This window comes from Metabacillus sp. KH_069 (genome assembly GCF_057838075.1).
Genome location: NZ_CM174460.1, coordinates 2122622 through 2146351 on the forward strand (window position 1 = coordinate 2122622; position 23730 = coordinate 2146351).

Below are 23730 nucleotides of genomic sequence, written 5' to 3' on the forward strand. Positions count from 1 at the left end.
AACCTCCTTTTTCTTAAAGGGTTTGTTTATGGAAACGTATCTATTCGTCCTTTTCCTTAAAATGATAAGACAAGTTTACCTCCCTCCTGTCATATAAATTTAAAAATAGAGATAGGAGGTACAGTCATGCGCTTTGTCTTAATTAAAAAGAAATGGATTTTATTTGGAGCGGCACTTTTTGCTTTAATAGGAATTGGCCTTTGGTATTATTTCAGTCCAATAGCATCCCCAACCTTGAAAATGGAAAATAACAGCGGGAACCTGGAAATCAATATGGTCACAGGGGAATTCAAATCAAAAACGGATGACGGAAAAGAGATTGAGGCCTACAGATGGGACCCGGGAACGATCTATGTGCCGGAAGGAAAACAAGTAACATTAACCATTCATGGTGTGAATGGCAGTGAGCATCCATTCAGAATTGAAGGAACGGACATCACTGGTACAGTGAAAAAAGGGACCAAAACAGTCATTCCGTTAAAATTCGATAAAGAAGGAATTTATCGTCTCATTTGCGATACACACTCCCATCACGGACAAGGTGTGCCGATGATTGCGTATATCGTTGTGGATTAAGGATTGGTTTATTTTTAATAGGACAAGATATATATAAAGGGAACTCCAATTTTACTGGAAGTTCCCTCTTTAATGCGCTTAATATTCTTAAAGTTGGATTAACTGATGACTCCTTTTAACTGCTTGTTTTGTTTCTTTAAGAACAGCCAAACTACACCGAGAACAATGAATATAGTGAAAAATAAAATAGGAATCTGATAAAAGCTCCAAATAGCGGGACCATAATATTTTAATTGAACATACTTTTCAATCGTCTTTTCATAAGAGGTTTTATATTCGTATTGAATAATCCATTTGCTGTTCGCCATAACTACAGTACCAAAATCATAATCACTTGGTTTAATTTGTTCTTTATTATTAATCACGCCCTCTTTGCCAATTACCGATGCAGCTCTTACATAATCAATTGGAAAATGTCTGTCTGGCCCATCTAACACTTGCTGATTTTCTTGGAGCCAATCTTCTAAACCTTTTACAGGAAAAACCGCAATGAGATTTAGTTTATCCTGGTATTTTTCATATGCCTCGATAAGATTCTTTTCATCCGCTGGAGTCAGCTCATTTGAATTCTCAAGTACATCAAATACATCATTCATGATGAGCTCTTGTTCCTCTTGCACTTTATTCAATTGTGCTGCTTCATCATTGAACTCTTTTTGATCCATGATGGATAATATGAGAAAAATACAACCCAGCACGAATGCAAATACAGCAATTGCCCCTATGTAGGTAAGGAATTTTTTCTGCACTTTAAAAAACTCAGATAACCCTTTAATCATGTTCTGTTTACCACCGAAATTTTCAATGGCAATCTGAATAGCATTTTCTTCTGATTTCCCCTTTGCTTTAAGCTCTTCAACACTTTCTATTAAATGTGAGCGCATTTCCTCCATGATATCCTCAATTTCCTGCTTATTGCCTGACACATTTTTATAAATTGAGTTTACATACTTATCTATTTGCTTCATCTTTTTCTCCTCCTTCTAAAAATGAATCCATCATGTTTTTAACAAATTGCCATTCTTTGCGCTTTTCTTCAAAACCTTCCGTACCCAGGGAAGTTAAGTTATAATATTTTCTTCTTCCGCCAGGTCCCTGCTCGTCTCCCCAATAAGAAGAGATCCACTTGTTTTTTTCTAATCGCTTTAAAGATAAATAAAGAGTACCTTCTTTTAATTCAAACTGATCTTTGCTTTTTTCACGAACCAATTTTGCCAGCTCATAACCGTACATATCCCTGCTGTGCAGAAGAGATAAAATAATAGTATCTATGTGGCCTTTTAAAACCTCTTTATTAATTTCCATTTTTTATCACCTCTTTAGTATAATATAAAAAATAATACCTAATAATGCAAGGTATTATTTTAAAAAGACAAGCTGCATAAATCGCAGCTTGTATTAATCGTTTGTCATTAAGTTATTTGCTGCTCAGTTTCCTTCCCAAAAATCGCAATGCTCTGCCGATCCGTCACAAATTCACGTCCGTTCCACTTTAAAACATTCATCATGTAACCTAATCCATCTGCACTGTACCTGCCTGGGATATTCTGATACGCATCCAGTTCATAAATACCGTCCCGTTCAAAGTCGACCGGGTACAGTCCTGAAAGCGGAGCTACCCAGCCCTCAACAGGTTGCTTTAAAGTGCCGTCTTTATTATAAATTTCGTTCAGGTACTCCTCCCCTTTATACTGAAGGTCAAGAATATATGTTTTAGCCGGGTTTAAACTATTTACTTGGGCCTTGAATTGATCTAGGTAGAAAACTTCGTATTTATTTGATTCATTAAACGTTTCAAAGTCGAAAATCTGTTTGAAATTCCTGTCCATGTAGGAAAAAACATAGGTGAATATAATGCCTCCGCTGCCGCCTGAGTTAATGACTACTAAAATATCTTCTGCTTTATTGCCTGTAAAATCACCCAAAAACAAAGATGGTTCATATCCGGCATTCTCTTTTAGAGGAATTTGCTGCACTTGTCCGGTTCTTCCAATTTTAATATTCAGGGTAATATTCTGCAGAAATGGGCTGTCAGGAGTTTGATCGGCAGTCAGATAGACAGTATCAGGTACGCCATCTCCAGTGACGTCTCCTTTTTCCTCGGTCACAATATAACGGCTCATCTCAGGAGAGTTTAGATAAAAATCAGCAAAATAAGGACTGTTTCCTTTCAAATTTGCTGCCTTTTGCCACGAATGATGAACATTTTTTAAGATAAGGACATAATGCTCCTCATTGTATCTGTAGGCAGCCGCTATTTCCATGATTTGGTCTCCATCTATATCGCCAACAAGAATGGCCTGGCGGTTCGTTGGATGCAATATTTCCAGCACTTCAGCTTCATGCGGCAGAAAATGCTTTATCAAAGGCAAATAATTGTTATTTATCGAATTCATTCTGCACCTCTTTATTGAAACATTTGATACACTATTCTATGCCCTCTTATCTTTGGTTAGGATGAAATCATATAGATCGCAGGATGTGAGAACAATTGTGTATAGTAAAAGTAATGAATTTTTAAAAGGATGAATGTAAATGAAAAAGATTATCGTAGTTGGTGCAGGAATCTTAGGAGCTTCGACTGCCTATCATTTAGCTAAATTTGGAGCTGAGGTTACCATAGTAGACCGCAAAGATGCAGGACAAGCAACAGATGCTGCGGCCGGAATCGTCTGCCCCTGGGTATCACAGCGCAGAAATCAAGCCTGGTATAAGCTTGCCAAAGGCGGAGCCCGTTACTATCCAGAATTAATTGATGAACTTGAAAAAAAAGGTGAATCAGATACGGGTTATAGGCGGGTAGGCGCGATTATCCTGCAACGTGATGAAGATAAGATTAAGAAGATTGAAGAACGGGCTATTAAAAGAAAAGAAGATGCACCGGAAATCGGCAAAATCACACCATTATCCAAAATAGAAACAAAAAAAAGCTTTCCTCCGCTGTCAGATGACTATTTTTCCGTTCATATTGAAGGAGCTGCACGTGTTGATGGCCGTGCTTTAAGAGACTCCCTTTTAAGAGCTGCCGGAAAAAAGGGAGCCGTTTATATTCATGGGGATGCTAAACTTCAATATGAAGGCAACCAAGTGACAGGAGTGTTTGTTAATGGGAAAGATTTTTCTGCAGATGAGGTCATAATCTGCGCAGGAGCCTGGGCAAATGAATTACTAAAGCCTCTTGGCATAACTTTTAAGGTCACGTATCAAAAAGCTCAGATTGCCCATTTGAAACTAGAAGACGCAAATACGGATTCCTGGCCTGTAGTCATGCCTCCAAGTGATCAATATTTACTTGCATTTGATGAACAGCGGATTGTGGCCGGAGCAACGCATGAAAATGAGATTAAAGGATTCGATACCAGAATTACAGCAGGCGGTTTGCAGGAGATTTTTAATAAAGCATTAGAAACGGCTCCAGGCCTAGAAGAAAGTACCTTTCTTGAAGCCAGAACAGGTTTTAGGCCATTTACACCGGGCTTTTTGCCTGTAGTAGGTTCCGTACCGGGCTGGAGAGGCTTAGCAGCTGCAAACGGACTGGGAGCATCGGGGCTGACGATGGGCCCTTTTATTGGCCGAGAGCTTGCAAAGCTTACACTTGGCATGGAGCTTGAGATTGACCTCGATCTATATAAAATTGAAGGGGCTTTGGGGGACTGAAGATCTCCCTCCCTTTTTGAATTTTATATTTTTAAAAGGCTCTTTTCGTAAATATTGTTGCTTATAGACTAGAAGTTTAAAACCATTAGTGGATTGTGGCGGATAAACTTGACTCCTGCGGGAAAATAGAGCGAAATGGAAGACCCCGCAGGCTCGCCGAGGAGGCTTCCACGCTCCCCGCGGAAAGCAAGTTCCTGCAGCGGAAAGGAACGGACAACATTTATAATCAAAAACAACAATCTATGCGAAAACAGCCTTTTATATAAAAAAAGATATACGATAATCGTATATCCTCTAAATTAATCCTATTAACTTCAATCCGATGAAAACAAAGATCCAGCTGTCCAGCCTGTCGAGAATGCCTCCGTGTCCAGGGAGCAGCTTGCCTGAATCTTTTACTTTGAAGTGGCGTTTTAAAGCTGATTCTACAAGGTCTCCAACTTGACCGGCAATAGAAACGACAAAGATCAGAAGGACTGTCTCACCATAATTGTCGAATGGCTGAAAACTCATTTGCATGACAAGACCAATAATAAGAGCAATGATGATTCCCCCGATTGATCCTTCAATCGTTTTATTCGGGCTTACTTTTTCAGCAAGCTTCGTTCTGCCAAGCTTTCTGCCGACAAAATAGGCTCCTGAGTCAGTTGCCCATATTGAAATTAATACTGCGAGTGTCCAAATAAGGCCTTCATCAATTCTCGCTTCTGCCAAAAACACAAAGCCGAATCCAATGTAGAGAACACCGATCAGCAGCGTTCCAGCTTTTTCGATCGAATATTCAATATTAAAAACGGTGGATGTCAGGAAAAATAAAACGAGTGCAAGCAGCACTTTAATTTGGATAATCTCAAACGTTACATTCAAAAACGGAAGCAGCGGGAGAAATAACAGCACAATTCCTGCAAGGCCAACAAAATATTTCGTCCCGTATTTTCTGATTTTAATGATGGTTGTCAATTCATGAAAGGCAATTATGGCTAAAATCATGGCTAAATAAGTAAACCAAAATGCTCCAATATAGAATGGAATCATGAATAAAATCAAGATAATGATGCCGGTGATGATGCGTTCTTTCATTTGTTACACTTCCTTATCTTTTTTTCCATTAGAATTGATTGTACTATAAAGATAAGAAAAACGAAAAACAAATCTGTATATTTTAATAGAAGTTAACTGAAATACCATATATATCCACCTGTAAATGCCTGCCGCATCAAAAAACATGCAATTGAACGAGCAATTGCATGTCTTATGAAGTAACATCCGCTTCCTGCTTACTAACTACTCTTTCAAGCTTCATAGTCCTGTACTTTCCAAGCGCGCCTATACACCAAATAATGGCGTTCGCAGAAAGGACAAACAGTGTAAGAATTCCATCCCAGAAAAGGAATGTGCCTAAAGGATTATCCATCACTTGTACATATGTTTGTTTCAGCAAAACATATAAACCTGGAATGGAATAGTAAAACAAGAGTACGGCAGCTACTGCCCCTCCAATTAAATAGAAAGAGGTAAATACCTTTACATAAAAAAATTCTTTAGATGATAAATCTTCCATCGATTCTTTCGAATACCTCTTCTTTGTAAGAATTTCACGAATGATGACTTTTGCAAAACCATGAAGACTTGGCATGTTAAGCGAGTTCATGATCAGAAAATAAATATCTGTTCTTAAGAAAATCAGCAGCTGCCAGGCAAACCTAAGTACAAGCAAAAGTGTGATCATTTTAAATAGGCTTAGTAAGAATCCTGACACAGCAAACTGTCCAACTAGAACTATAAACAAGATGGCAGAATCAAATGCCATTCCTGCAGCATACGGAAGGTATCGTTTTTTCTTAGAGACAGACCACAGTCCGGTCATGTCTGCTTCTACAACGAGCCAATAAAACCTCAGACTCAATCTGAATTTTACAGGGATGCCAAGCCTAAGCGCTGCTAGATAATGACCAAATTCATGAATAATAGTTAAAGGCCATGAGGTGATAAAAAGAAGTAAAAGACTCATGCCGGTTGCCTCAAAAACCCAAAAATGTTCATAAGATGGAACTAGTTCAGGAGCCATAAAAAGAATGATGATACTGAAAATAAATATCAAGAGATATCCTGCCTGTAAGATAGGATGAAAAAGTGCGGCTGATAAGAATGAAAGAAATGGATTAGGTTCCTTAGTTTCATTGTTTTGTAAAAAAACTTCCTCATCAATAGAGTAAATTAATTCAAGTTCATGCAAAGTTTCAACAAAATCCAATACATCAACATCCATTGCTTCCTCATTTAAAAGATGGCTGATTTCTTTGACCGTTTTTTTTCCGTCAAGCAAGTTAATCACATGAACAGCCTCATAAGGCACTCGAATAAAGGTGCCGCTGACAGGATCTCCTACAGTAAATTCCTCTCCATCTTCCTGAATAGACAATTTGGCCTGAACTATGGAATCAAGGCTAATAATCATTTTATCCTACCCTGCTTTCCTGTTTAGCTATCATGATTAGTTCCTCTAAGTCGACAGGCTCAGTTTCTTTATTGGAATGAATACCGCATGTAGGGCATTCTTCTAATTTAGTCCATTTAGTATTTGATAAAACTTCAAATGAAAGACTGCTGATTTCTAATGATGAAGATATGGATTCTATTTCTCCATAGCCGCCGATTTTCTTGGCTAGTTCATTCGTAATCAGTCCTGTAATCATAGCAATGTTCGGTGCAAAGGCTGTATTCCTTTTTTGAAAAGATGCACCATACACTGCTCTTAACTGATATTCAAAAACAGGGCTTTCCATCATGCTTTTTAATAAATAACAATCAAAGCATCCGCTTTCATGACCTGGCAAATACTTTTGAAGAAGAATACTCGTATGTCCGATTCCTCCCAATAAATATGGTTTATCATTTTTTACACATGCATAATTAACCCATCTAGTTGATACTATGCTTGGCTGATCAATACCGTTTATTACAATGTCCGTTTTCTCTATAATTTCAGAGAGACAGTGAGCATTCTCGACTTTTAGATTATGTACTTCAACATCGATTTCAGAATTTATTTTTTTTAATCGATTAAGAGATGCGGTTGTTTTTAAATGGCCGATATCGTCCTCGCTGTATAAAAATTGGCGATTTAAATTGCTTAATTCCACCGTATCATAATCCAGTCCTACTATTTTTCCAATTCCCATACCTGCCAGAGCTGCGAGCTGTAAGACTAAACCCGCCTAATCCCAATACAGCGACAGATGCCTGCTTTAGTTTTTCCTGATAAGAATATCTGCTGTGCTGAAGATCTGAGAAATTAGAAAAATAATTTAGATTTGAGCGATATCTTTCAAGCTCAGTTTTAGACAGCGCGGTCCTCTGAAGTGCTTTGGAGTCTTCTATTAACCCGAATTCATTTAAGTCTTCAAGAATGTCCATAAAATCATGCGGATCCGTGTTAAGCTGCAGGGATATTTCTTCTAAACTTTGTTTTCCGTCCATTAATTCCAGCAGCTTTTTAACATTTCCATCGGGATCGTCCAGTTCTAAATTTCCGTCTTCTCTTCCAATTTGTATTTTCTTGTCCAGTTCAATAATTGGCGTAAAAATATATTTGAATTGAGGATTCAATTTTATCAGCTCCCAAAGATAAAAAAGGCTTTAGGGGACCCAAAGAGGTTGTCCTAAAGCCTTTTTATTAATTATGCGTGATGATTTACTAATGCCACTAATTTTTCTACTTTTTTGATTTTGATTTTTTTCATGATAAAATCCTCCTCTTGTTTTTATTTTCCATATTTATGTAAATATAGAATTATAATGTAATATTAAGAAAATATGTGAACTTTGTCAATGTTTATAATAATCTGTCTTTTATGTCTATTTACCTAATTGAAAGGAGATGATTTGAATTTATATAGAAAAATTAAAAGCTTTTGAAATCCTTTTTATGAAATATTATGGAAATACTTACCTTCATTAAAAATAGTAAAATAATGAATTCAATTGAAAAACAGGTCATTTTCACTACATGTTTTTTAGCTTTTTACACTCTCAATATACTATGGATAAGGTATTTTCCATCAAAAAAGACCAAATGCATGAAAGCACTTGGTCTTAAAATTATGTAGATCAGTTTTCTTCTGCTTCTTCTTCCATCAAATCGTCAAACGCAGCGGATACTTTATCGAACTCATCGTCGCTTTCGATGGCAGTGAAATCTCCTTCTTCGTCTACACGAAGGAAGTAGATGTCAATGTCTTCGTCTGTTTCTTGCTGAATTTCTTCAACAAAACCAACTGCAACATATTCAGTGCCGTCTACTTCTAATACCCCAAGAACTTCTACTTCCTGCTCCTGATCGTTCTCATCGCTGATTGTGAAAATCTCGCCTACTTCAATTTTATCCATCGTAAAATCTCCTTCCATTAGTTGAAATTCGGATGAATTCTTTGCTTTAGTTATTTTCCCTAACTCAAATAATATAATCCTCTTTTGAAACCAATTTATTATAACATTTTGAACCGCAAATACCTATTATCGTTAAACAGCAGCAATTCTTTAACGATGCTGTTTTTTATTTTTAAAATTGAGCCAATAAAAAAACATCCAGCAGGGCCGAATGCTTATTTTTCGTTATTTATAAAATACTTTATCTACATTATATTTTGCCTGAAGCTCATTAATAATGTATGTCTCGTAAATTTCACGATCTACTGCACTGTCTACGATGCAAACAGCAATTTCATGTACTTCATCACGGTTGTTTTTGATTGGAGAGACAGTATCTTCAAAATGTTTTTTGATTCTTTGTCTAAGCTTGCGTGCTTTGCCTACAAACAAAAGTTCATCATTGATATTGTAAAACATGAAAATTCCGCCTTTATCGCGGGGAATTCTGTTGTAATCAGTAAAACCGTATTCGCTGCTTAATGGAGCTTCAACAGGCTGGCCTTTAACCGGATTTCTAGTCAGGACAACATCTGCTCTAGGTATTTCAATTTTAATCATTAAGATTCACTTCCTATATTATGTGACTTGTTCTTATCGATTTCGTGCGAAAAATGAACTTATGTATTATCTCATACGTATAGCGGAAAATGCCACCAAATCTTATAAAAAGAGTATTCAATATATTAATTTGTTTTCAGCTATAAGGTAAACATGGTTTTGTTTTTCTGCGAAAACGGCTGATTCCCCTGTCTTGAGGGTGCTATAGACAAATGCAGATACCTGCAGACGGGCACCTGTTGAAAGTTTGATGTGATAAACAGGGTGAGACATAACATTCATTCCTGATTCTAAAATGTCTGCTGTCTCGTATTTTTCCAAAATGGACCCTTTATGTGTTGTAATTGTGAGTTCACTTTTTACAAAGCCTGTCCAGGCATAATAAAGGAAAAGTCCTGCCATAAAAAAAATGATCAGGTGTGTCGGCCGCTTCATTGAAATCACCTCAATATAGTTATATCCAATTTCAGCAGAATAAAAAGCTGCGAATTCATTCCGCAGCTTTTTTCAGTTTTATTTCTTTCACCTTTTGAGAATCTTCATCAGGCCACCATGCTCCACAATCATCTGAAACGACACATGCTGCACATTTTTCCAGATCATACACCTTCATTCCTTTAATTGGCGGAGAGTAAAGGTGAAGAGTTACAAGGTTTGTGCCTTGTGCCTCCCCCATTTTATGCACGCCACCTTTTGGCGCAAAAAAGATCTTCCCACTCTCTTTTTTCTCTGTGAATAGTTCAGAAGGCAGCTGGTTCTCTTTGACCTCATAAACAGTGTTTTCAGAAACTCCGTTTATGACTTGAATCCACCCATGCGACTTCCCGTGATCATGTGGCACACATTCCAGCTTAGACCAGTTCATTACAAGCAGCTCAAGGTAATCATTTTTATAAAGCAGCATTCGGTAATATGGTTTATTTTGTTCGTTTTTAAGAAAGGGTTCTAATTCTTCAAGCTGTATATTCAAATTCATTAAAGCTTCCAATAATTCCATTTTCGACTCAGTTTGAACACTTCCAAGAATGGTTTCGACTTTTTCAATCAGCTTCAAAATAGTAACCTCCGTTCAAGTTCAGGTATCACTTTAAACATTATGATCCGATATCTTATCCATATGAAAAAAAATACTTCTATCGACATTGTCACATGTTTCGATGTGGGTGAATAACCTAAACCGCAGAGGAGGGATTATGATGAACAATAACCATTATGGGTATTATCCTGCTAATTGGCCGCAAGAAGAACCTTTCGAAACTAGAGAAGATGCAATGAGCACATGCAGAAGACATATGAATTTTTATGTCATTGCACGAATGTCAGATGGCTCGCAAGTTGAAGGAATTATCGAGGATATGGATAATGAGGGTGTCACAATGATGATACCTGAAGAAGTGGAAGAAAGTGAAATGGATGCGAACAGGCAATATGGATATAGAAGAAGATTCCGGCGTTACCGAAGACGCCGTTTTCCGTATTACGCGTTTATCTTTCCATTTTTCATTCCTTATCCGTTCTATTATTAACAGCTAAACTCATGAATCGAAGAGGTTTCCTAATGAAGCCTCTTTTTTCTAATCATTACAAGCGTAAAATCCTGTGCTATGATAGGGATAGAAATGTACATAGTAAGGAGCTTTTCGATATGAATTCTAAAGAAACACAAGAACAAATCATCCGCAATTATCAGCGCGACGAGCAAATGATGATACTTGTCTTTGCCCAATGGTGCATCAATCATGATCTTGACCCTGCAGAACTTTATGTACGCGCATATCCTAATCAGGCGGAAAATCATGAATTGAAGCAAGCAATCGAATTAACTGTGTCCAAAGAGGAAGCTGGCGAAATTTCAAACGATACACTTCTTGGTGTACTCTCCCTGTTTGGAAATGACGATCTTGCGTTTGTGGTAACGGAAGAGATGGCTAAATGGAAAAATAAATGATGAAATGATGACATGATAAAAACCAACAGAAGTTGGTTTTTTTGTGTTAAAGGTTTGAAAGATCCTTTTTCTTTGGAGGCTTTGTCATCGTATATTCTTTAAACGATTCACTTTTTGTGAAAAGATTAAATATATACTCTTTCGTTATCTTGAAATTGTCTTCTGCTTTTTCAGCGAGATAAGAAACTCTTTCAAAAATAACCGATTTTAAGTGAGCTATGTCTCTTGAAATTTTCTCGGTCAAAGCTTCTTGATGATTGATCCTCTCGATTACACTCTGATGAAACACCTCTTGCAGTTCTAGCCTGTTTTTAATCTGTTCTTTAAGTTCAGCATGCGAATCCAGCTGGTCTATTATTTTTCCCTGCAAGCTCTCATACGTTTTAAATCTCCCTGAAAGTTCTCTTATAGACTGATCCTGCAAAGTAAGCTGATCAATTATTGCCTGGCTTACATGACCTTCACTTAATAATTTGCTCATCATTTCTTTGTTTGAATTTTCCAGAATTTCTAATCGTTCACTCATTATTATTGATGCAGACTGCTGTGATTCTATATTTGACAGCAGCGGTGATGTCGCAGCTTCCTGTTTTTCTAATTGCCTGTAAACAGCATGAAAGTGCTGCATTTGCTCTGTTCTGGACTCATGCAGTATGCTGTTCAAGGTATTTGCTGCATGTGAAAGTTCAGTATTTACTTGCTGCTGGTGTTTCAGAAAGTCTTGCATATAATTGACACGGAAAAATTCCTGGTTTGAAGTACTTGCTGTTGAAGGAATCGTTAAATAAGCCTTTGCTTGACTTTTATGACTGTCGTTATTGAACACGTTTTATCTCCTTTCTTTCCTATTCATTCTTTATAGTCTATGTAGGTGTCTTTTTCCATGTGAACCACATATGTTTGGGCTTAAAATTAAGCGTAGTGCTGGTTAACAGAAATTAGAAGGAAAATGAGAATTAATGGAGAGTTTATTGGCAGCATATATGACATGAACTGTTTTTTTAATTATCTTCAGAACGGGGATAAACTTTTAAGGCACCTTTTCAATGTGAACGAAATTAAGATGTCAGTTCAAATGAATTGTAAGGGTTTTCATTCTTTATGCAAAAAAATAAATGGAACTTAGTTTACAGGAGATTTAATTAATTTGTTAAGTAACAGAAAAAACATCCAACTATTTAAGTAAGGACATAAATTTATCGTTTACGTAGACCTTTATTTCTCTTTCAAGTTTTTTTGATTGAATGAACATCTTGAAATCCTCTTTTGACACATTAGATTTTGTCGCTGCATCGACTAACAATGCTAATTCTTTATTTGAAATAACCGTTTTCATCATAGGCCTCCTATATTTGAATTAATAGATAATTCGTTTTTAAGAACGTTTTTCCGAGGGTCACCAAAAACTGCTTTTAAAATCCTTTATTTAGGGCATATTATGTGTGGAGGTGAGTGCAATGAGCAGCAAATTTACAGGATCAAACCGCGGTAAAGCAGCACCCAGCGTGAATCCTCAAGGCCATGGTAAAGATACTGAGTTTTCATCTGAACCTAAAAGCGAGCTTGAGAATAGAGCAAAAAAATCCAATACAAAAATTTAGAAACCGGGGGGCAATGGTGTCTCCTTCCCTTCTCTTTCCTTTGTTAGTAATTCTTAAAGGATTTCGGTTTACTGACATCTAAACTTTATAAATTTACTTTATGAATGCAATATAGCCTCTCTTGTTAAAAGAGAGGCTATCACTATTTTGCCGCTTTAAAGAAATTCTGTGTCAGGAAGGATTTGTTAGCTTTAGATTTTAGAAAAAGACAGAACCTATAACTGCATTAAAAAAAGTAATTATGAAACGGGTGATTGAAAATGAATAAAAATAATATCCAAATCCTTCCTATCATTGCTTCTATCGGTATTGGTGCAGCTGCATACAGTTTGATGACAGGCCGCGGAGGTCAGCTTCAGAATATGATGCCTCAATTAACTGGAATGAGCAGCCAAGGGGCAAATAACCAATTTTCTGCACAGCCGGATCAAAATCAGTAAAATTCAGCAGATTGGGAGAATGAACTATGATGAATTCTCCTGATCACAATCATGAAAGGAGAAGCCATATGGATATTCATTTTTCTAACATGCTAAATAGAACGAAAATGAATCTAATTCAGGCGGCTGCATATGTAAAACAGCGAATCGATTCGCTGACAGGAACCCAAACAGCTACAATTGAACAATTAGCAGCTTACATCCGGTTCCATCCCCATTCTGTAAAAAGGACCAAGCATCTTTTAGGTCTGACCTTTTCATTTTATACATTGGACCAGGGTGATGTTCATTACAAGCTGGAAACCAGGGGGTCTCAGATTTTACAGCTTGATGTACGGACTTTAGACCATAAGGTAGTAGCTTACCGGTCTTACCGGGATCAATCTAATTTGGATACACCTATCCGTTTTTTTAAACTGACATAACTAGAGAGCTAAGATCATTAGCTCTCCTCATTCCTACTTTAATTCTTCTGTGATTATTTTGTATAAATCAACTGAATATGAAGATGGCATATCGCCTTTTAATTCCTCCAGCTGATCCATCATCCCTTTTGCTTCTGCCAAATAAGAAATGGCTTCTTTCATTTTATCTTTATAAGCTTTAGTTGTTCTGTGAATTTCAGGCTCGAATCTTTCATCTGTTCCAGCCGTTATGCATGTTTCGTACATATCGATTATTTCATCTGTTGGACGATCGGGATCATATTCATGCGGGGCCGTACTGTCAAAAATCGCAATGCCTAATTCCCGAAGTATGACCATGTCGAGGCTGTTTGGATCAAATCCGCAATGATAGACTTCCACATCATATCCACTTTCTTCGCCGGCGGCAGCAATTTTCTTCAGCATCGTGGACTTGCCTGACCCAGCTCTCCCTTTAATAAAATACCGTTTTTCGATATCTTCTGTTAAGTTTTGAATAAAGTCTACTGCTCCATCAGGTGTAGCTGCGCCCAGAAAGCGGTGTTTTACATCAGATGGTTTCCCGGCCTTCTCTTCTCCATAGAAAAGGTCGATAAGATCAGCTGATAACTGATTCGCTTTAGTAAAATCCATATTTGCGATATATATATCTTCAATGTCATCATGTGCTTTCAGCGAAGCCGCGAACGTTTCGTATGCCTGCTGAAATTTAAAAGAAATGTCAGCTGTGAGCTGTCCGATTGCATCATGATTTGCAGATTGATGCTTCATATCATTATTCATGACAATCACTTCAAGGTTTTCTACCGGTATGTGACTGCGAATATCTGGCACCGAATCATCTATGATTCCTGTTCCGGCTTTTGGAATTATGAACCCGTCGAGCCACTCATTATTAGATGGACAGTGTAAATACTCAATAGAATGCCCCGCTGCAAGGAATGATTCACTAATCGATTTCATGTATTCTGATTTATAGGCTCTTGATCCACCCTTAAGCATGAACACACGTGACAAATTCTTAAATGCAGAATCATACAGACTATAATAACCTTTAGCAGTATTCCCGCCGGCAAAATAATGAAGAGCTTTTCCGCTCATCCAATCATCCTCTCACTCTTTTTTTCTAACATATGTTCAAAGTGAGTAAGGGTGAACGCCTATTATTAAATTTATGAATTTTGGGATCATAGGAGCTGTATGCTTCCTCAATATCGAGCAAAATCAGAAAAAGAGGAATCATAGACTCTGTTTGATTCCTCAAAACAGATCAAATCCGGAAAAAGAGGAATCATAGACCCTGTATGATTCCACAATACAGTTCAAATCCGCTAAAAAAAAGAATCATAGCCCCTCGTCACCGCATCAACCCGCCGCAATCTACAAATAAAAACCTGCATTTCTGCAGGCTTCAAAATATCACTTATTGCTCAGTACTCTCCAAGTCTTTCACTAGTTCAAAAAGAAAGCCATAGATCATTTCAAATGCTGTATTCAATGTTAATTCTTCATGAAAGCCCTCAATGAGATCACAGTCAAAATTAACATCCCATAAGCCGTCCTTATCATTAAAAAGCAGCTGGAATTTTGTTGTCTCTCCATTAGCTTTTTCATTAAACCATTTCCGTATGCTGCTGCCGGCGGCCTTTTTCTGTTTTAATCCGAGCAGTCCTTTATACGTGCCAAAAACATCATCATGCTCCAGCGTTAAGCCGTCAATTTTAATAATGTCAAACCAATCAGATTCTAAATAAACAAACTCTTTTTGATTCGCTTTTAAGAAATTTACTTTTTCTTGAAGAAACTCGGATGGGTTTACAGATGAAATCAATTCTTCTGTTTCTTTATCAACTCGTTCCAAATAAGCATCCTTGAATCGAGACTGTGCTTTCTCTTCCACTAGCTTAACTTGTTCAGGAACAAGGCCATGCACCTCAGCATATTCTTTCTCTTGTTTGTAAATGCCAATAGATTGATTTTTTGGATCATGATTTATTTGATTTTCAATATATGCTTTGATCGTTTTTTGCAGCATGTTCAATCCTCCTGTATTTGCGTAAATCTATTCCTATCATAACCCAACATGAAATTACTGCAAACATATTAAAAGATCGAATCTGGTATCCAGATTCGATCCATATGGTCTTTTTATGAATAATTATCCTGCAGAGCTTTATCAAGCAGTTTTTGGCACCGATCAAGCTCAGCCTTCAGCTGTTTTTTATACAGCTTTGCTTTCTCATAATCCTCGAACTTGTAATAAACGACCTCCTGCAGCTTCATGCCCTCTTTCTTTCTTTTGACCTGCTTCAATACTCCGTCTTCTATTAATTCATGCAGCGATTTATATACTTCTGAATGATTTGGTCTATATCCATATCTTCTGAATTCATCACGGAGTACATCAAGCAGCTTTAACCCATACAGCTTATCCTGTTCCGTCATTCGGATCATATAGAGCTTAAGAAAAGCTCTCTGTTTTAATAAAAATCCGCTCGCACTTCTTTTCTCACCCATTCGAAACATCTCCCTCCTGAAGATATTTTGATAGCATTATGTTCTAATAATTCAATGTTTTTAGAAAAAATCCCTGCTTTATGTCGGAAATTGAGTCTTTGTACCCTTTGTTAACAATTGAAGTGATAATAATTGAGTTATAATGATAAATTTTGTCCGAGCGAAAATATATTAATAAATGTTCATTTAGAACATTGTTTAATTTAAATGTTATGTCCTGGAGGGAATAATCAAAGGTTCCTCACTGGTTTTGTCTGTGGATTTTTTTTTAACTATGTTAATTTAGATCATAGTTTAACTAGATAATATAAACTCCTGAGCTGCTGCCTAATAAATATCGATACACAAAAATTACATTAGTGAAGATTGTAGATTAACCTCTATTCATTGGAGAAGTTTGATTATTTTGAACCATGAATACTAGACCGGTATTTGGTAAACATAATAAAAAGATGGTTTATAGAAGGTGCTGTTATGAGTTCTTTTTCTAGGAAAAATAAAAAAATGACGATTAAACGGAGTGCAATACAGGAAGCATTTTCTCCTTCCTGCCTAAGCTTAAATGAAAAAGTCCAATTTATAAAAGATGGTCTATTTCATACAAGTGATCTGAAGTCCAGAGAGTTGATTTTTAATAATACAAAAGTCGTTATCTTATTTTTAAATACTATTATTAATGATAAAATTTTGCAGACCAGCATTATTAAGCCCCTGATAGATCACGGCTCTGGAGCTATTCAACATGTTATTAACACTTCGAATATCAAACTATTATCAAATTTGAATGCTGCCATTTCGGAAATGACTGAGAGTAGCTGCATTCTTTTAACAGATGAATTCATCTATTCAGTTCCTATACCAAAAGAGCAGGTTAAACGTTATGAACCAATTAATGAAAAAATCATTAGAGGGTCACATCAGGGATTTAGTGAGAAAATCACTGAAAATATTCAATTTATCCGCGAAAGGATCTCTAGTCCTAAATTAACGGTTAAGCTCTCTAGTATAGGAGAAACTACTAAAACAAAATATGCCATTGTATACGTTTCACATCTGACTAACCCAAAACTTATTGAAACCATTCAAAACAGAATAAGTTACGTTAAAGCTGATTCTATACAGTCACCTGGATATTTTGAAGAATTTCTGGAAGATCAATCGTTTACACCCTTCCCGCAATTTTTAAATACGGAGAGACCTGACCGAGTCGCTGCTAATCTTATGGAAGGCAGAGTAGCCCTCATTATGGAAGGAAGTCCAACTGTCTTAATTTTCCCTGTTTCTTTTTTTAGTTTTTTTCAAACAGCTGAAGATTATAATGAACGGTATTTTATTGGTTCATTTATTCGATTTATCAGACTTATTAGCTTTCTTACAGCCATGTGTTTACCTGCTTTTTACATCGCTTTAATTTCTTACAATTATGAAGTGATTCCAGTAGAGATTATTTTTTCTATTAAAAGCTCTCTAGAGTTTGTACCTTTCCCTCCTTTAATAGAGGCTGCTATCATGCAATTTACATTAGAATTACTTCGAGAGGCTGCTATTAGACTGCCAACCCCAATATCCCAAACTATTGGGGTTGTTGGAGGTCTTGTTATTGGAACAGCCGTTGTCGAAGCTAATTTTGTGTCAAATACAATGGTGATTGTAGTCGCGATTACTGCCATTTCTTCATTTGTTATTCCTTCTAATGAATTGAGTACGTCCATTAGGATTTTAGGTTTTCCCCTAATGGTTTTTGCTGCTCTATTTGGGATCTTCGGAATTGTGATTGGTTTGATGCTTGTGCTTATTCATATGTCCACATTAAAATCACTTGGACATCCCTATTTATATCCTTTAGCTCCTTTAGATTTAAAAGCGATAAAGGATACACTTTTCAGAGCGCCGATTTGGTCAATGAAAGTCCGCCCAAAGGATTTGAAGCCACAATACAGCTGGAAAACTTCAAACTCTAAAGGATGGAAAAAAGATGAAGAATCAAACTAATCTGACTTCACTTCAATTAACTTTCTTTATCATTCAAACACAAATTGGTGTAGGAATCCTGGGGTTGCCATTTAACGTTTTTTCAGTTTCTATACAAGACGGCTGGATATCTACCCTGCTCTCAGGTGTCTTCGTCCAGATGATCATTACCTTGCTCTGGATTCTTTCAAGGAGATTTCCTGGAAAATCCATCTTTCAATATTCAACAGATCTTACAGGCAAGGTCATTGGTACTGTCATTAATATAAGCTACATGGTTTATGGATTGCTGGTAACAAGTTTAATCCTTATGACTGCTGCTGCAATCATTAAAACGTGGGCATTGCCTCTTACTCCCAAATGGATCGTCATGATTATGCTAATAAGTACCGCTGTATATTTGGGGAAAGAAAATGTTGCAGAAATCAGCAATGTTTATGCTGTAGTATCAAGCCTAATTATCTTACTTATCATCATTTCCATCGTTGTTTTGTTTGCCTATCCGGTTGAATGGAAATACCTTTTCCCAATCGGCCAATCTGGATGGATTCATATTTTAAAAGGAGTGAATGAAGCCTATTTTTCCATGCTTGGATTTGAATTAATACTCATCGTGTATCCCTATTTTCAGCATAATGGTGATAATTCCATATACTCTTCTGTAACTGTGGCGAATATCTCTGTTACACTAACTTATACTTTTCTTACAATTGTGACCTTAATGACATTTAGTCCAGAAGAGTTAAAGATTATTCCGCAGCCAGTTCTTTATTTTGTAAAGTCTTTATATCTGCAAATTCTTGAAAGAGTAGACCTTCTATTTTTATCTTTGTGGGTAGTAAATGTAATAACTTCCTTAACAAGTTATCTTTTTTTATCAACTGAGGGGAGTGTTCTCGTTTTTAAAAGATTTAAAAAGGTGAAACGTTCTTTTTTCACAATATGTTTTGGGTCATTAGCCTGTTTTCTTGCCGTTGTTCCAAATAAGTCGACCGAAATGGATATGTTCAATAAAGCTGTTATAAATTTATCTTATTTGTTTGTTTTGATAATACCCATTCTGTTTCTTGGGATTTCTCTTATTCTTAAGAAGAAGGAAAGAGGAAAGGAAAAATGAATTATAAAAAGTCTGGACTTATCATCTTATTCATGATCAATCTGTTCATCACTGGATGTTGGGATCAGCGTCTGCTGAAAGAAGGCAGGCTTGTCTATTCATCTGCATTTGATTTAGTGGAGAATGAACAAGTAAAAGCAACAGCTGTCATTCGCGACTTTACAAATGGCGCCCCTACAAATGTCATTGTACAGGGAACAGGTAATACGGTCCGTGAAACAAGAATGCAAATGGATAATAAGATATCCGGAGTATTTGAACCTTCTAAAAATCGAGTCTTTCTTTTAGGGAAAGACCTTGCTGAGAAGGATATTTACCAGTTTTTAGATATTTTTTATCGAGACCCTCATAGCTCAATTTCTGCTCAAATAGCTGTAGTTGATGGAGAAGGTGCAGAAATATTAGAAAAAACAACGGAAAAAAATGTATTAATTTCAGAATTTATCATTGAATTGATTACAGATGCTGAATCCACTACAATAGTCCCTAAACAAAACTTGCAAACAATCTGCACCATTATGTTTGATGAGGGTAAAGATTTTGCTATTCCATTGATAAAAATGCAAGAAAACGAAATTGTATTAAATGGCACTGGTATCTTTCATAAAAAATCCTTAGTGGGCTCACTCAGTGCTGAGGAATCAACTATTTTTCTTCTATTGGATAATCAGATTGGAAAGGTTGCAAGATTTGTGACTCAAGTTAAGGAAAACCAGAAATTTAATGTTCTTAACTTTATTACGTATAATATCAGCAATTCAAAATCTAAAATCAAATTTAAATCGGCATCGCCAGCTAACATTGAAGTGGAAATTAATATGAAAGCTGATATTTCAGTTGTAGAGTACCCAAACGACAAATTAACTGATGAAAAAGTGGTGAAAAAGCTCAATAAAAAAATTTCAGAAGAATTAACAAAAGAGGCAAATGCGGTTATAAAAAAAATACAAGCAGCGAATTCGGATTTATTTGGAATTGGAAGACGGCTCATTGCCTTTCACCCAAAAACGTGGGAAAAAATCAATTGGGATGAAAAGTACCCTTCTATTACCATTACTCCTAAAATTGAAGTGGAAATTGTCGGTCATGGAATTATCAATTGACAAAAAGAAGTGATCATAAAGTGATCACTTCTTTTCGTTTTAAATTGATTAGTTAGAACATAATTTTATTTGAAACAATAAGACGTCTATTAGAAATATTTATAGCCTGAATACAAAATATTTCTGTCCCAAAAAATTTAATAATGTATACACACCTGTCCCCATAAGCACGGCAAGCATATCCTCCGTCATTATTAAAAAGTGTGGAAATATAAGATATAAGAATTCAGCTGCCGCCTTTCCAAAGGAAAATGCTGCAAAATAACACACAATAACTACTGCTATAAACCGCGGAAGACTTTTTTTGATGCTGGTTTTACTTGAAAATGTGAATGAACGATTTAAATAATAGCTGACAGCTGCACCGATGATGTTTCCCCAAAAAGTTGAAAGCCAGTAATCCGCGTTAAAAAGATTAAGGAAAAGGAAGATTGCTGATAAGCCTGCAGCTGTATTCATGATTCCAACGAGAATGAATCTAATAAATAAAGGATCAAAACGAATTAAATTACTTTCTGAGCTCATAGCGAAAGTCTTCTTCCTGTATATTGTTTTTTTGAATCGGAAGATTGAATAAGTCAATATCGACAATATATTTAGGACGCCTTTTGGTTTCTTTGTATACTTTTCCTATATACTCCCCCACTAAGCCTGTGGCAATCATCTGCAATCCTCCTATTAACCATATAGAGGCAATTAATGATGTCCACCCCGTTTGTGTCCGGCCAAGATATTTCATCGTCAGACAATAAATGCCGAACAGAAGGCTGACAAGGAAAGTGATCAAACCCATTGATAAGACAAAGCGAATTGGTGTCACTGAAAAGGATGTAATGCCATCAAACGCAAATGACAGCATTTTGCTTAATGGATACTTGGTTTGCCCTGCAAGCCTTTCTTTCCGGTCATAATAGACCTTGGCTGATTTAAATCCAATCAGCGGAACAATGCCCCTTAAGAACAAATTAGCCTCATCAAATCCTTTCAATTCTTGTACGGCCCGCTTGCTCATCAGCCGATAATCCGCATGATTGTAGACAAGCTCGACTCCCAGCTTTTTCATTATTTTATAAAACCATTCCGCCGATTTGCGTTTAAAAAGAGTATCGGTTCCTCTTTTCTTTCTGACTCCGTAAACGATTTCAAAGCCTTTTTGATAAGTGTCTATAAAGTCATGAATAACTGTGACGTCATCCTGCAGATCGGCATCAATCGTGATCATACAGTCAGATCCTTCATGGGCTGTGAACATCCCGGCAAGCAATGCATTTTGATGCCCTGCATTTCTTGATAATTTTAATCCCGCCACTCTTTTCATATTCAGGCATGCTTTATTTATAATTGACCAGGTAGAGTCTTTGCTGCCGTCATCAATGAACAGGACCCTGCTTTTTAATGATACTTTCTTTTCTGTTACCAAATTTTCAAGAACTTGACTGAGATTATGAATCGTATGAGGAAGAATTTCTTCTTCGTTATAACATGGAACTACAATAGTTAAAGTAGGTGCATTCATAATGTAGAGTCTCCCGTGTTGTGTTTATTTGGCCTTATAGAGATAAATTTTCCACGCCGATTCCTCAGAATGAAATACTTTATCCAGGATTAAATGGTTCTTTTCCGGCTGCTCAATCGGCAAGCTTGAAAAAATATACTCTCCGCCCATCTCTTTAAATGCTTTCGTATTCAGGTCAAGACTTTTAAAAAGATTAGCTGAATCTTTAGTAAACATATACTTTTTCCCATGTTCACTGGTGAAAAGATAACATCTTCCTCCCCACTCATCAAAATAAATCCGCAGTCTTTTATTTTTACTGAGTTCTTTTTCGATGATTTTCCGAAATTGGTATTTATACGAGAGCGGGTAAAAGTTGTTATACGTATCGAGAGTATAAAATCCATTGTATTGAGCGATGGCAGGATGCAGTCCGAGGCTTGCAACTCTGTAATCCTCAACTGGCATACCAATATGTTTTTTAATTTCAGCAAACTGTTCCTCTGCATAAAACTCTTTTACAGATGGTTTCTTTTGATAGATAATTTCATCATTAAAGAGGCCAAGCACTATTACTTGAGCTAAAATACACGCCCCGATTACCCCCTTTTTGGGAAATTCACTGTATAAAATCTTTAATCCCAGAGCGAAACCCACATAAATAATGATCGGCCGCAAGAAGTGGAATCTTGCAAAGTTAAAGGTATCCATGAAATGAAAACGTTCCGTTAAAGGAAGCCATCCCTTATAAAACCAGAAAGCATACCACGCTGATAAACAGAAATTTAAAATGAATAAAAAAACAAAAGGTTTTTCTGTTTTCCATTTTCCTTTTCGGATAATTATGTATAAAGCAAACAGAGTGACAGGCAGGATAATCAGGCCATGAACGGTCATGACATGGGTATGGCCTAATACAAAGTTCTTAAATGTAAGCCTTATGACCCGCCATAATGGCAGCCTCGCATGGAAGTACTCATCACGGCTATTTGGTTCAGAAGAAAATAAAAAGGAATAGATTAACCGATATTCAACTATACAATAGACAAATATCATGTATCCTATAGAGATTAAAAAAGGCAGGTTCCACTTCCTTTTTTTCATCACATCCATGATCCATAAAATACATATAGCAGTTAAAAAAAAGAAAAAACCTAAAACAAAACTTGAGTAAAAAGGGAGCAAAGTTAAGACTGCCATGCTGAGCCAATAACGATTTCCATTTCTGATATTTAAAAATGCCCATAAAGCAAGTGGCATTCCCAGAGTGCTGAGCATTCCCTGGGGCCAGAAAGGGGTCAGGGCAAATGTTAAGGCTGTTCCTGCAGTAATAAACCAATATTGCCTTTCTGTTAAGAAATGGTCCTTCAAGAGAAGATACATGCCTAAAAAGGCGAAAATTCTTGTGATTGATTGAGAGAATGCATAAGCTGTCATAGTCGGGAACCAATTGTACAGCCAGATTTGAAGATTCCATTCAGAACCAAGAGCATTTCGGGGCAGTCCGTTTATAATTTGCGGCAAAGTTTCATTCAGCCCGCTTAAGAGGTAACCATTTTCCGTCAGCACTTTATACCAGGCAAGATTAGAATCCAGATTATCATGAACGCGTATGTGCGCATTTTCATTTAGGATAAAAAGCGGTGCTGCATATAAAGCGATGACCAATATACATAAATAGATCAAAATGTGATCAAATTGCCTTTTTTGTTCCATCTTTTCACCTCGTGGCTAAGGCAGGTGTGTTTCCTTTAATTTTTACAACTTCCTATAAAATATTCCATCTTCTTTTGTATCCAAATAGAAAGACTTGCTTTTACACAAGTCTTAAAAAATATCGCAAGTTAAAGGTCAGAACCAGATGCGCCTAATCCGTAATAAGCAGCTTAGC

29 protein-coding genes are annotated in these 23730 nt (G+C 36.6%); 10 read left to right on the forward strand and 19 right to left on the reverse strand.

Features of this window, described 5'->3' with window-relative positions:
• The first annotated feature begins 126 nt into the window (after window positions 1–126).
• A complete protein-coding gene (locus AC3ISE_RS10525) occupies window positions 127–576 on the forward strand; it encodes a cupredoxin domain-containing protein (protein WP_489224139.1) in 450 nt (149 codons plus the stop codon).
• A gap of 98 nt (window positions 577–674) precedes the next feature.
• On the opposite strand, the gene AC3ISE_RS10530 is transcribed toward AC3ISE_RS10525, so the two are convergent.
• The 3 genes from AC3ISE_RS10530 to AC3ISE_RS10540 form a co-directional block, all read right to left on the reverse strand.
• Window positions 675–1544 (reverse strand): permease prefix domain 1-containing protein, encoded by an 870-nt coding sequence (locus AC3ISE_RS10530; RefSeq protein ID WP_489224140.1) that lies wholly within the window; start codon window positions 1542–1544, stop codon window positions 675–677.
• Window positions 1528–1881, reverse strand: coding sequence for a PadR family transcriptional regulator (locus tag AC3ISE_RS10535; RefSeq protein ID WP_489224141.1), 354 nt, complete (start codon window positions 1879–1881; stop codon window positions 1528–1530). The genes AC3ISE_RS10530 and AC3ISE_RS10535 overlap by 17 nt, the downstream gene beginning before the upstream one ends.
• 107 nt (window positions 1882–1988) lie before the next feature.
• A complete protein-coding gene (locus AC3ISE_RS10540) occupies window positions 1989–2972 on the reverse strand; it encodes a hypothetical protein (protein WP_489224142.1) in 984 nt (327 codons plus the stop codon).
• A gap of 139 nt (window positions 2973–3111) precedes the next feature.
• On the opposite strand from AC3ISE_RS10540, the gene AC3ISE_RS10545 reads away from it, so the two are divergent.
• Window positions 3112–4233 (forward strand): NAD(P)/FAD-dependent oxidoreductase, encoded by a 1122-nt coding sequence (locus AC3ISE_RS10545; RefSeq protein WP_489224143.1) that lies wholly within the window; start codon window positions 3112–3114, stop codon window positions 4231–4233.
• 294 nt (window positions 4234–4527) lie between these two features.
• On the opposite strand, the gene AC3ISE_RS10550 is transcribed toward AC3ISE_RS10545, so the two are convergent.
• The 8 genes from AC3ISE_RS10550 to AC3ISE_RS10585 all read right to left on the reverse strand — a co-directional run bounded on the left by AC3ISE_RS10550 (window position 4528) and on the right by AC3ISE_RS10585 (window position 10276).
• Window positions 4528–5313, reverse strand: coding sequence for a phosphatidate cytidylyltransferase (locus tag AC3ISE_RS10550; RefSeq protein WP_489224144.1), 786 nt, complete (start codon window positions 5311–5313; stop codon window positions 4528–4530).
• Between the two features lie 172 nt (window positions 5314–5485).
• Window positions 5486–6691 (reverse strand): hypothetical protein, encoded by a 1206-nt coding sequence (locus tag AC3ISE_RS10555; protein WP_489224145.1) that lies wholly within the window; start codon window positions 6689–6691, stop codon window positions 5486–5488.
• Window position 6692: 1 nt separating this feature from the next.
• Window positions 6693–7415 (reverse strand): ThiF family adenylyltransferase, encoded by a 723-nt coding sequence (locus AC3ISE_RS10560; RefSeq protein WP_489224146.1) that lies wholly within the window; start codon window positions 7413–7415, stop codon window positions 6693–6695.
• The gene (locus AC3ISE_RS10565) at window positions 7381–7842 is read right to left on the reverse strand and encodes a hypothetical protein (RefSeq protein WP_489224147.1); all 462 of its coding nucleotides are present in this window, start codon (window positions 7840–7842) and stop codon (window positions 7381–7383) included. The genes AC3ISE_RS10560 and AC3ISE_RS10565 overlap by 35 nt, the downstream gene beginning before the upstream one ends.
• Before the next feature lie 501 nt (window positions 7843–8343).
• A complete protein-coding gene (locus AC3ISE_RS10570) occupies window positions 8344–8622 on the reverse strand; it encodes a DUF1292 domain-containing protein (RefSeq protein WP_489224148.1) in 279 nt (92 codons plus the stop codon).
• 225 nt (window positions 8623–8847) lie between these two features.
• A complete protein-coding gene (locus tag AC3ISE_RS10575; protein ID WP_191556919.1) occupies window positions 8848–9222 on the reverse strand; it encodes a nucleotide excision repair endonuclease in 375 nt (124 codons plus the stop codon).
• A 117-nt stretch (window positions 9223–9339) separates the two neighbouring features.
• Window positions 9340–9657 carry a hypothetical protein gene (locus AC3ISE_RS10580; RefSeq protein ID WP_489224149.1) on the reverse strand — a complete coding sequence of 106 codons (318 nt, stop codon included), beginning with the start codon at window positions 9655–9657 and terminating at the stop codon, window positions 9340–9342.
• 55 nt (window positions 9658–9712) lie between these two features.
• On the reverse strand, window positions 9713–10276 hold the full coding sequence (locus tag AC3ISE_RS10585; protein WP_489224150.1) for a cysteine dioxygenase: 564 nt from the start codon (window positions 10274–10276) through the stop codon (window positions 9713–9715).
• A 139-nt stretch (window positions 10277–10415) separates the two neighbouring features.
• On the opposite strand from AC3ISE_RS10585, the gene AC3ISE_RS10590 reads away from it, so the two are divergent.
• On the forward strand, window positions 10416–10748 hold the full coding sequence (locus tag AC3ISE_RS10590) for a hypothetical protein (RefSeq protein WP_489224151.1): 333 nt from the start codon (window positions 10416–10418) through the stop codon (window positions 10746–10748).
• Window positions 10749–10867: 119 nt separating this feature from the next.
• The gene (locus AC3ISE_RS10595; RefSeq protein WP_489224152.1) at window positions 10868–11170 is read left to right on the forward strand and encodes a hypothetical protein; all 303 of its coding nucleotides are present in this window, start codon (window positions 10868–10870) and stop codon (window positions 11168–11170) included.
• Window positions 11171–11216: 46 nt separating this feature from the next.
• Here AC3ISE_RS10595 and AC3ISE_RS10600 read toward each other — a convergent pair whose 3' ends face one another.
• Together AC3ISE_RS10600 and AC3ISE_RS10605 are read right to left on the reverse strand one after the other, a co-directional pair.
• On the reverse strand, window positions 11217–11996 hold the full coding sequence (locus tag AC3ISE_RS10600; protein WP_489224153.1) for a hypothetical protein: 780 nt from the start codon (window positions 11994–11996) through the stop codon (window positions 11217–11219).
• Between the two features lie 348 nt (window positions 11997–12344).
• Window positions 12345–12509 carry a hypothetical protein gene (locus tag AC3ISE_RS10605; RefSeq protein ID WP_489224154.1) on the reverse strand — a complete coding sequence of 55 codons (165 nt, stop codon included), beginning with the start codon at window positions 12507–12509 and terminating at the stop codon, window positions 12345–12347.
• A gap of 118 nt (window positions 12510–12627) precedes the next feature.
• Here AC3ISE_RS10605 and sspL point away from each other — a divergent pair, with 118 nt between their 5' ends.
• From sspL to AC3ISE_RS10620, 3 genes are all read left to right on the forward strand, one after another.
• On the forward strand, window positions 12628–12771 hold the full coding sequence (gene sspL, locus AC3ISE_RS10610; protein WP_070877423.1) for a small, acid-soluble spore protein L: 144 nt from the start codon (window positions 12628–12630) through the stop codon (window positions 12769–12771).
• Between the two features lie 260 nt (window positions 12772–13031).
• On the forward strand, window positions 13032–13211 hold the full coding sequence (locus AC3ISE_RS10615; RefSeq protein ID WP_070877424.1) for a hypothetical protein: 180 nt from the start codon (window positions 13032–13034) through the stop codon (window positions 13209–13211).
• Window positions 13212–13279: 68 nt separating this feature from the next.
• Window positions 13280–13636 carry a hypothetical protein gene (locus AC3ISE_RS10620; protein ID WP_489224155.1) on the forward strand — a complete coding sequence of 119 codons (357 nt, stop codon included), beginning with the start codon at window positions 13280–13282 and terminating at the stop codon, window positions 13634–13636.
• A 33-nt stretch (window positions 13637–13669) separates the two neighbouring features.
• On the opposite strand, the gene AC3ISE_RS10625 is transcribed toward AC3ISE_RS10620, so the two are convergent.
• The 3 genes from AC3ISE_RS10625 to AC3ISE_RS10635 form a co-directional block, all read right to left on the reverse strand.
• Window positions 13670–14737 (reverse strand): PRK06851 family protein, encoded by a 1068-nt coding sequence (locus AC3ISE_RS10625; protein ID WP_489224156.1) that lies wholly within the window; start codon window positions 14735–14737, stop codon window positions 13670–13672.
• A gap of 322 nt (window positions 14738–15059) precedes the next feature.
• Window positions 15060–15671: a hypothetical protein gene (locus AC3ISE_RS10630; RefSeq protein WP_489224157.1), complete on the reverse strand. Its 612-nt coding sequence runs from the start codon at window positions 15669–15671 to the stop codon at window positions 15060–15062.
• 113 nt (window positions 15672–15784) lie between these two features.
• Window positions 15785–16153, reverse strand: coding sequence for a replication termination protein (locus tag AC3ISE_RS10635; protein WP_070877428.1), 369 nt, complete (start codon window positions 16151–16153; stop codon window positions 15785–15787).
• Window positions 16154–16627: 474 nt separating this feature from the next.
• Here AC3ISE_RS10635 and AC3ISE_RS10640 point away from each other — a divergent pair, with 474 nt between their 5' ends.
• From AC3ISE_RS10640 to AC3ISE_RS10650, 3 genes are read left to right on the forward strand one after another with little or no spacing between them, the layout of a single operon-like run.
• Window positions 16628–18145 carry a spore germination protein gene (locus tag AC3ISE_RS10640; RefSeq protein ID WP_489224158.1) on the forward strand — a complete coding sequence of 506 codons (1518 nt, stop codon included), beginning with the start codon at window positions 16628–16630 and terminating at the stop codon, window positions 18143–18145.
• A complete protein-coding gene (locus AC3ISE_RS10645; RefSeq protein WP_489224159.1) occupies window positions 18129–19241 on the forward strand; it encodes a GerAB/ArcD/ProY family transporter in 1113 nt (370 codons plus the stop codon). The genes AC3ISE_RS10640 and AC3ISE_RS10645 overlap by 17 nt, the downstream gene beginning before the upstream one ends.
• Window positions 19238–20344 carry a Ger(x)C family spore germination protein gene (locus AC3ISE_RS10650; RefSeq protein WP_489224160.1) on the forward strand — a complete coding sequence of 369 codons (1107 nt, stop codon included), beginning with the start codon at window positions 19238–19240 and terminating at the stop codon, window positions 20342–20344. Before AC3ISE_RS10645 ends, AC3ISE_RS10650 begins: the two co-directional genes overlap by 4 nt.
• 99 nt (window positions 20345–20443) lie before the next feature.
• Here AC3ISE_RS10650 and AC3ISE_RS10655 read toward each other — a convergent pair whose 3' ends face one another.
• The 3 genes from AC3ISE_RS10655 to AC3ISE_RS10665 are packed head-to-tail and all read right to left on the reverse strand — an operon-like array spanning window position 20444 to window position 23555.
• Window positions 20444–20869: a GtrA family protein gene (locus AC3ISE_RS10655; protein ID WP_489224161.1), complete on the reverse strand. Its 426-nt coding sequence runs from the start codon at window positions 20867–20869 to the stop codon at window positions 20444–20446.
• Window positions 20853–21860, reverse strand: coding sequence for a glycosyltransferase family 2 protein (locus AC3ISE_RS10660; protein WP_489224162.1), 1008 nt, complete (start codon window positions 21858–21860; stop codon window positions 20853–20855). Before AC3ISE_RS10660 ends, AC3ISE_RS10655 begins: the two co-directional genes overlap by 17 nt.
• 24 nt (window positions 21861–21884) lie before the next feature.
• On the reverse strand, window positions 21885–23555 hold the full coding sequence (locus AC3ISE_RS10665; protein ID WP_489224163.1) for a DUF6044 family protein: 1671 nt from the start codon (window positions 23553–23555) through the stop codon (window positions 21885–21887).
• Window positions 23556–23730: the final 175 nt, after the last annotated feature.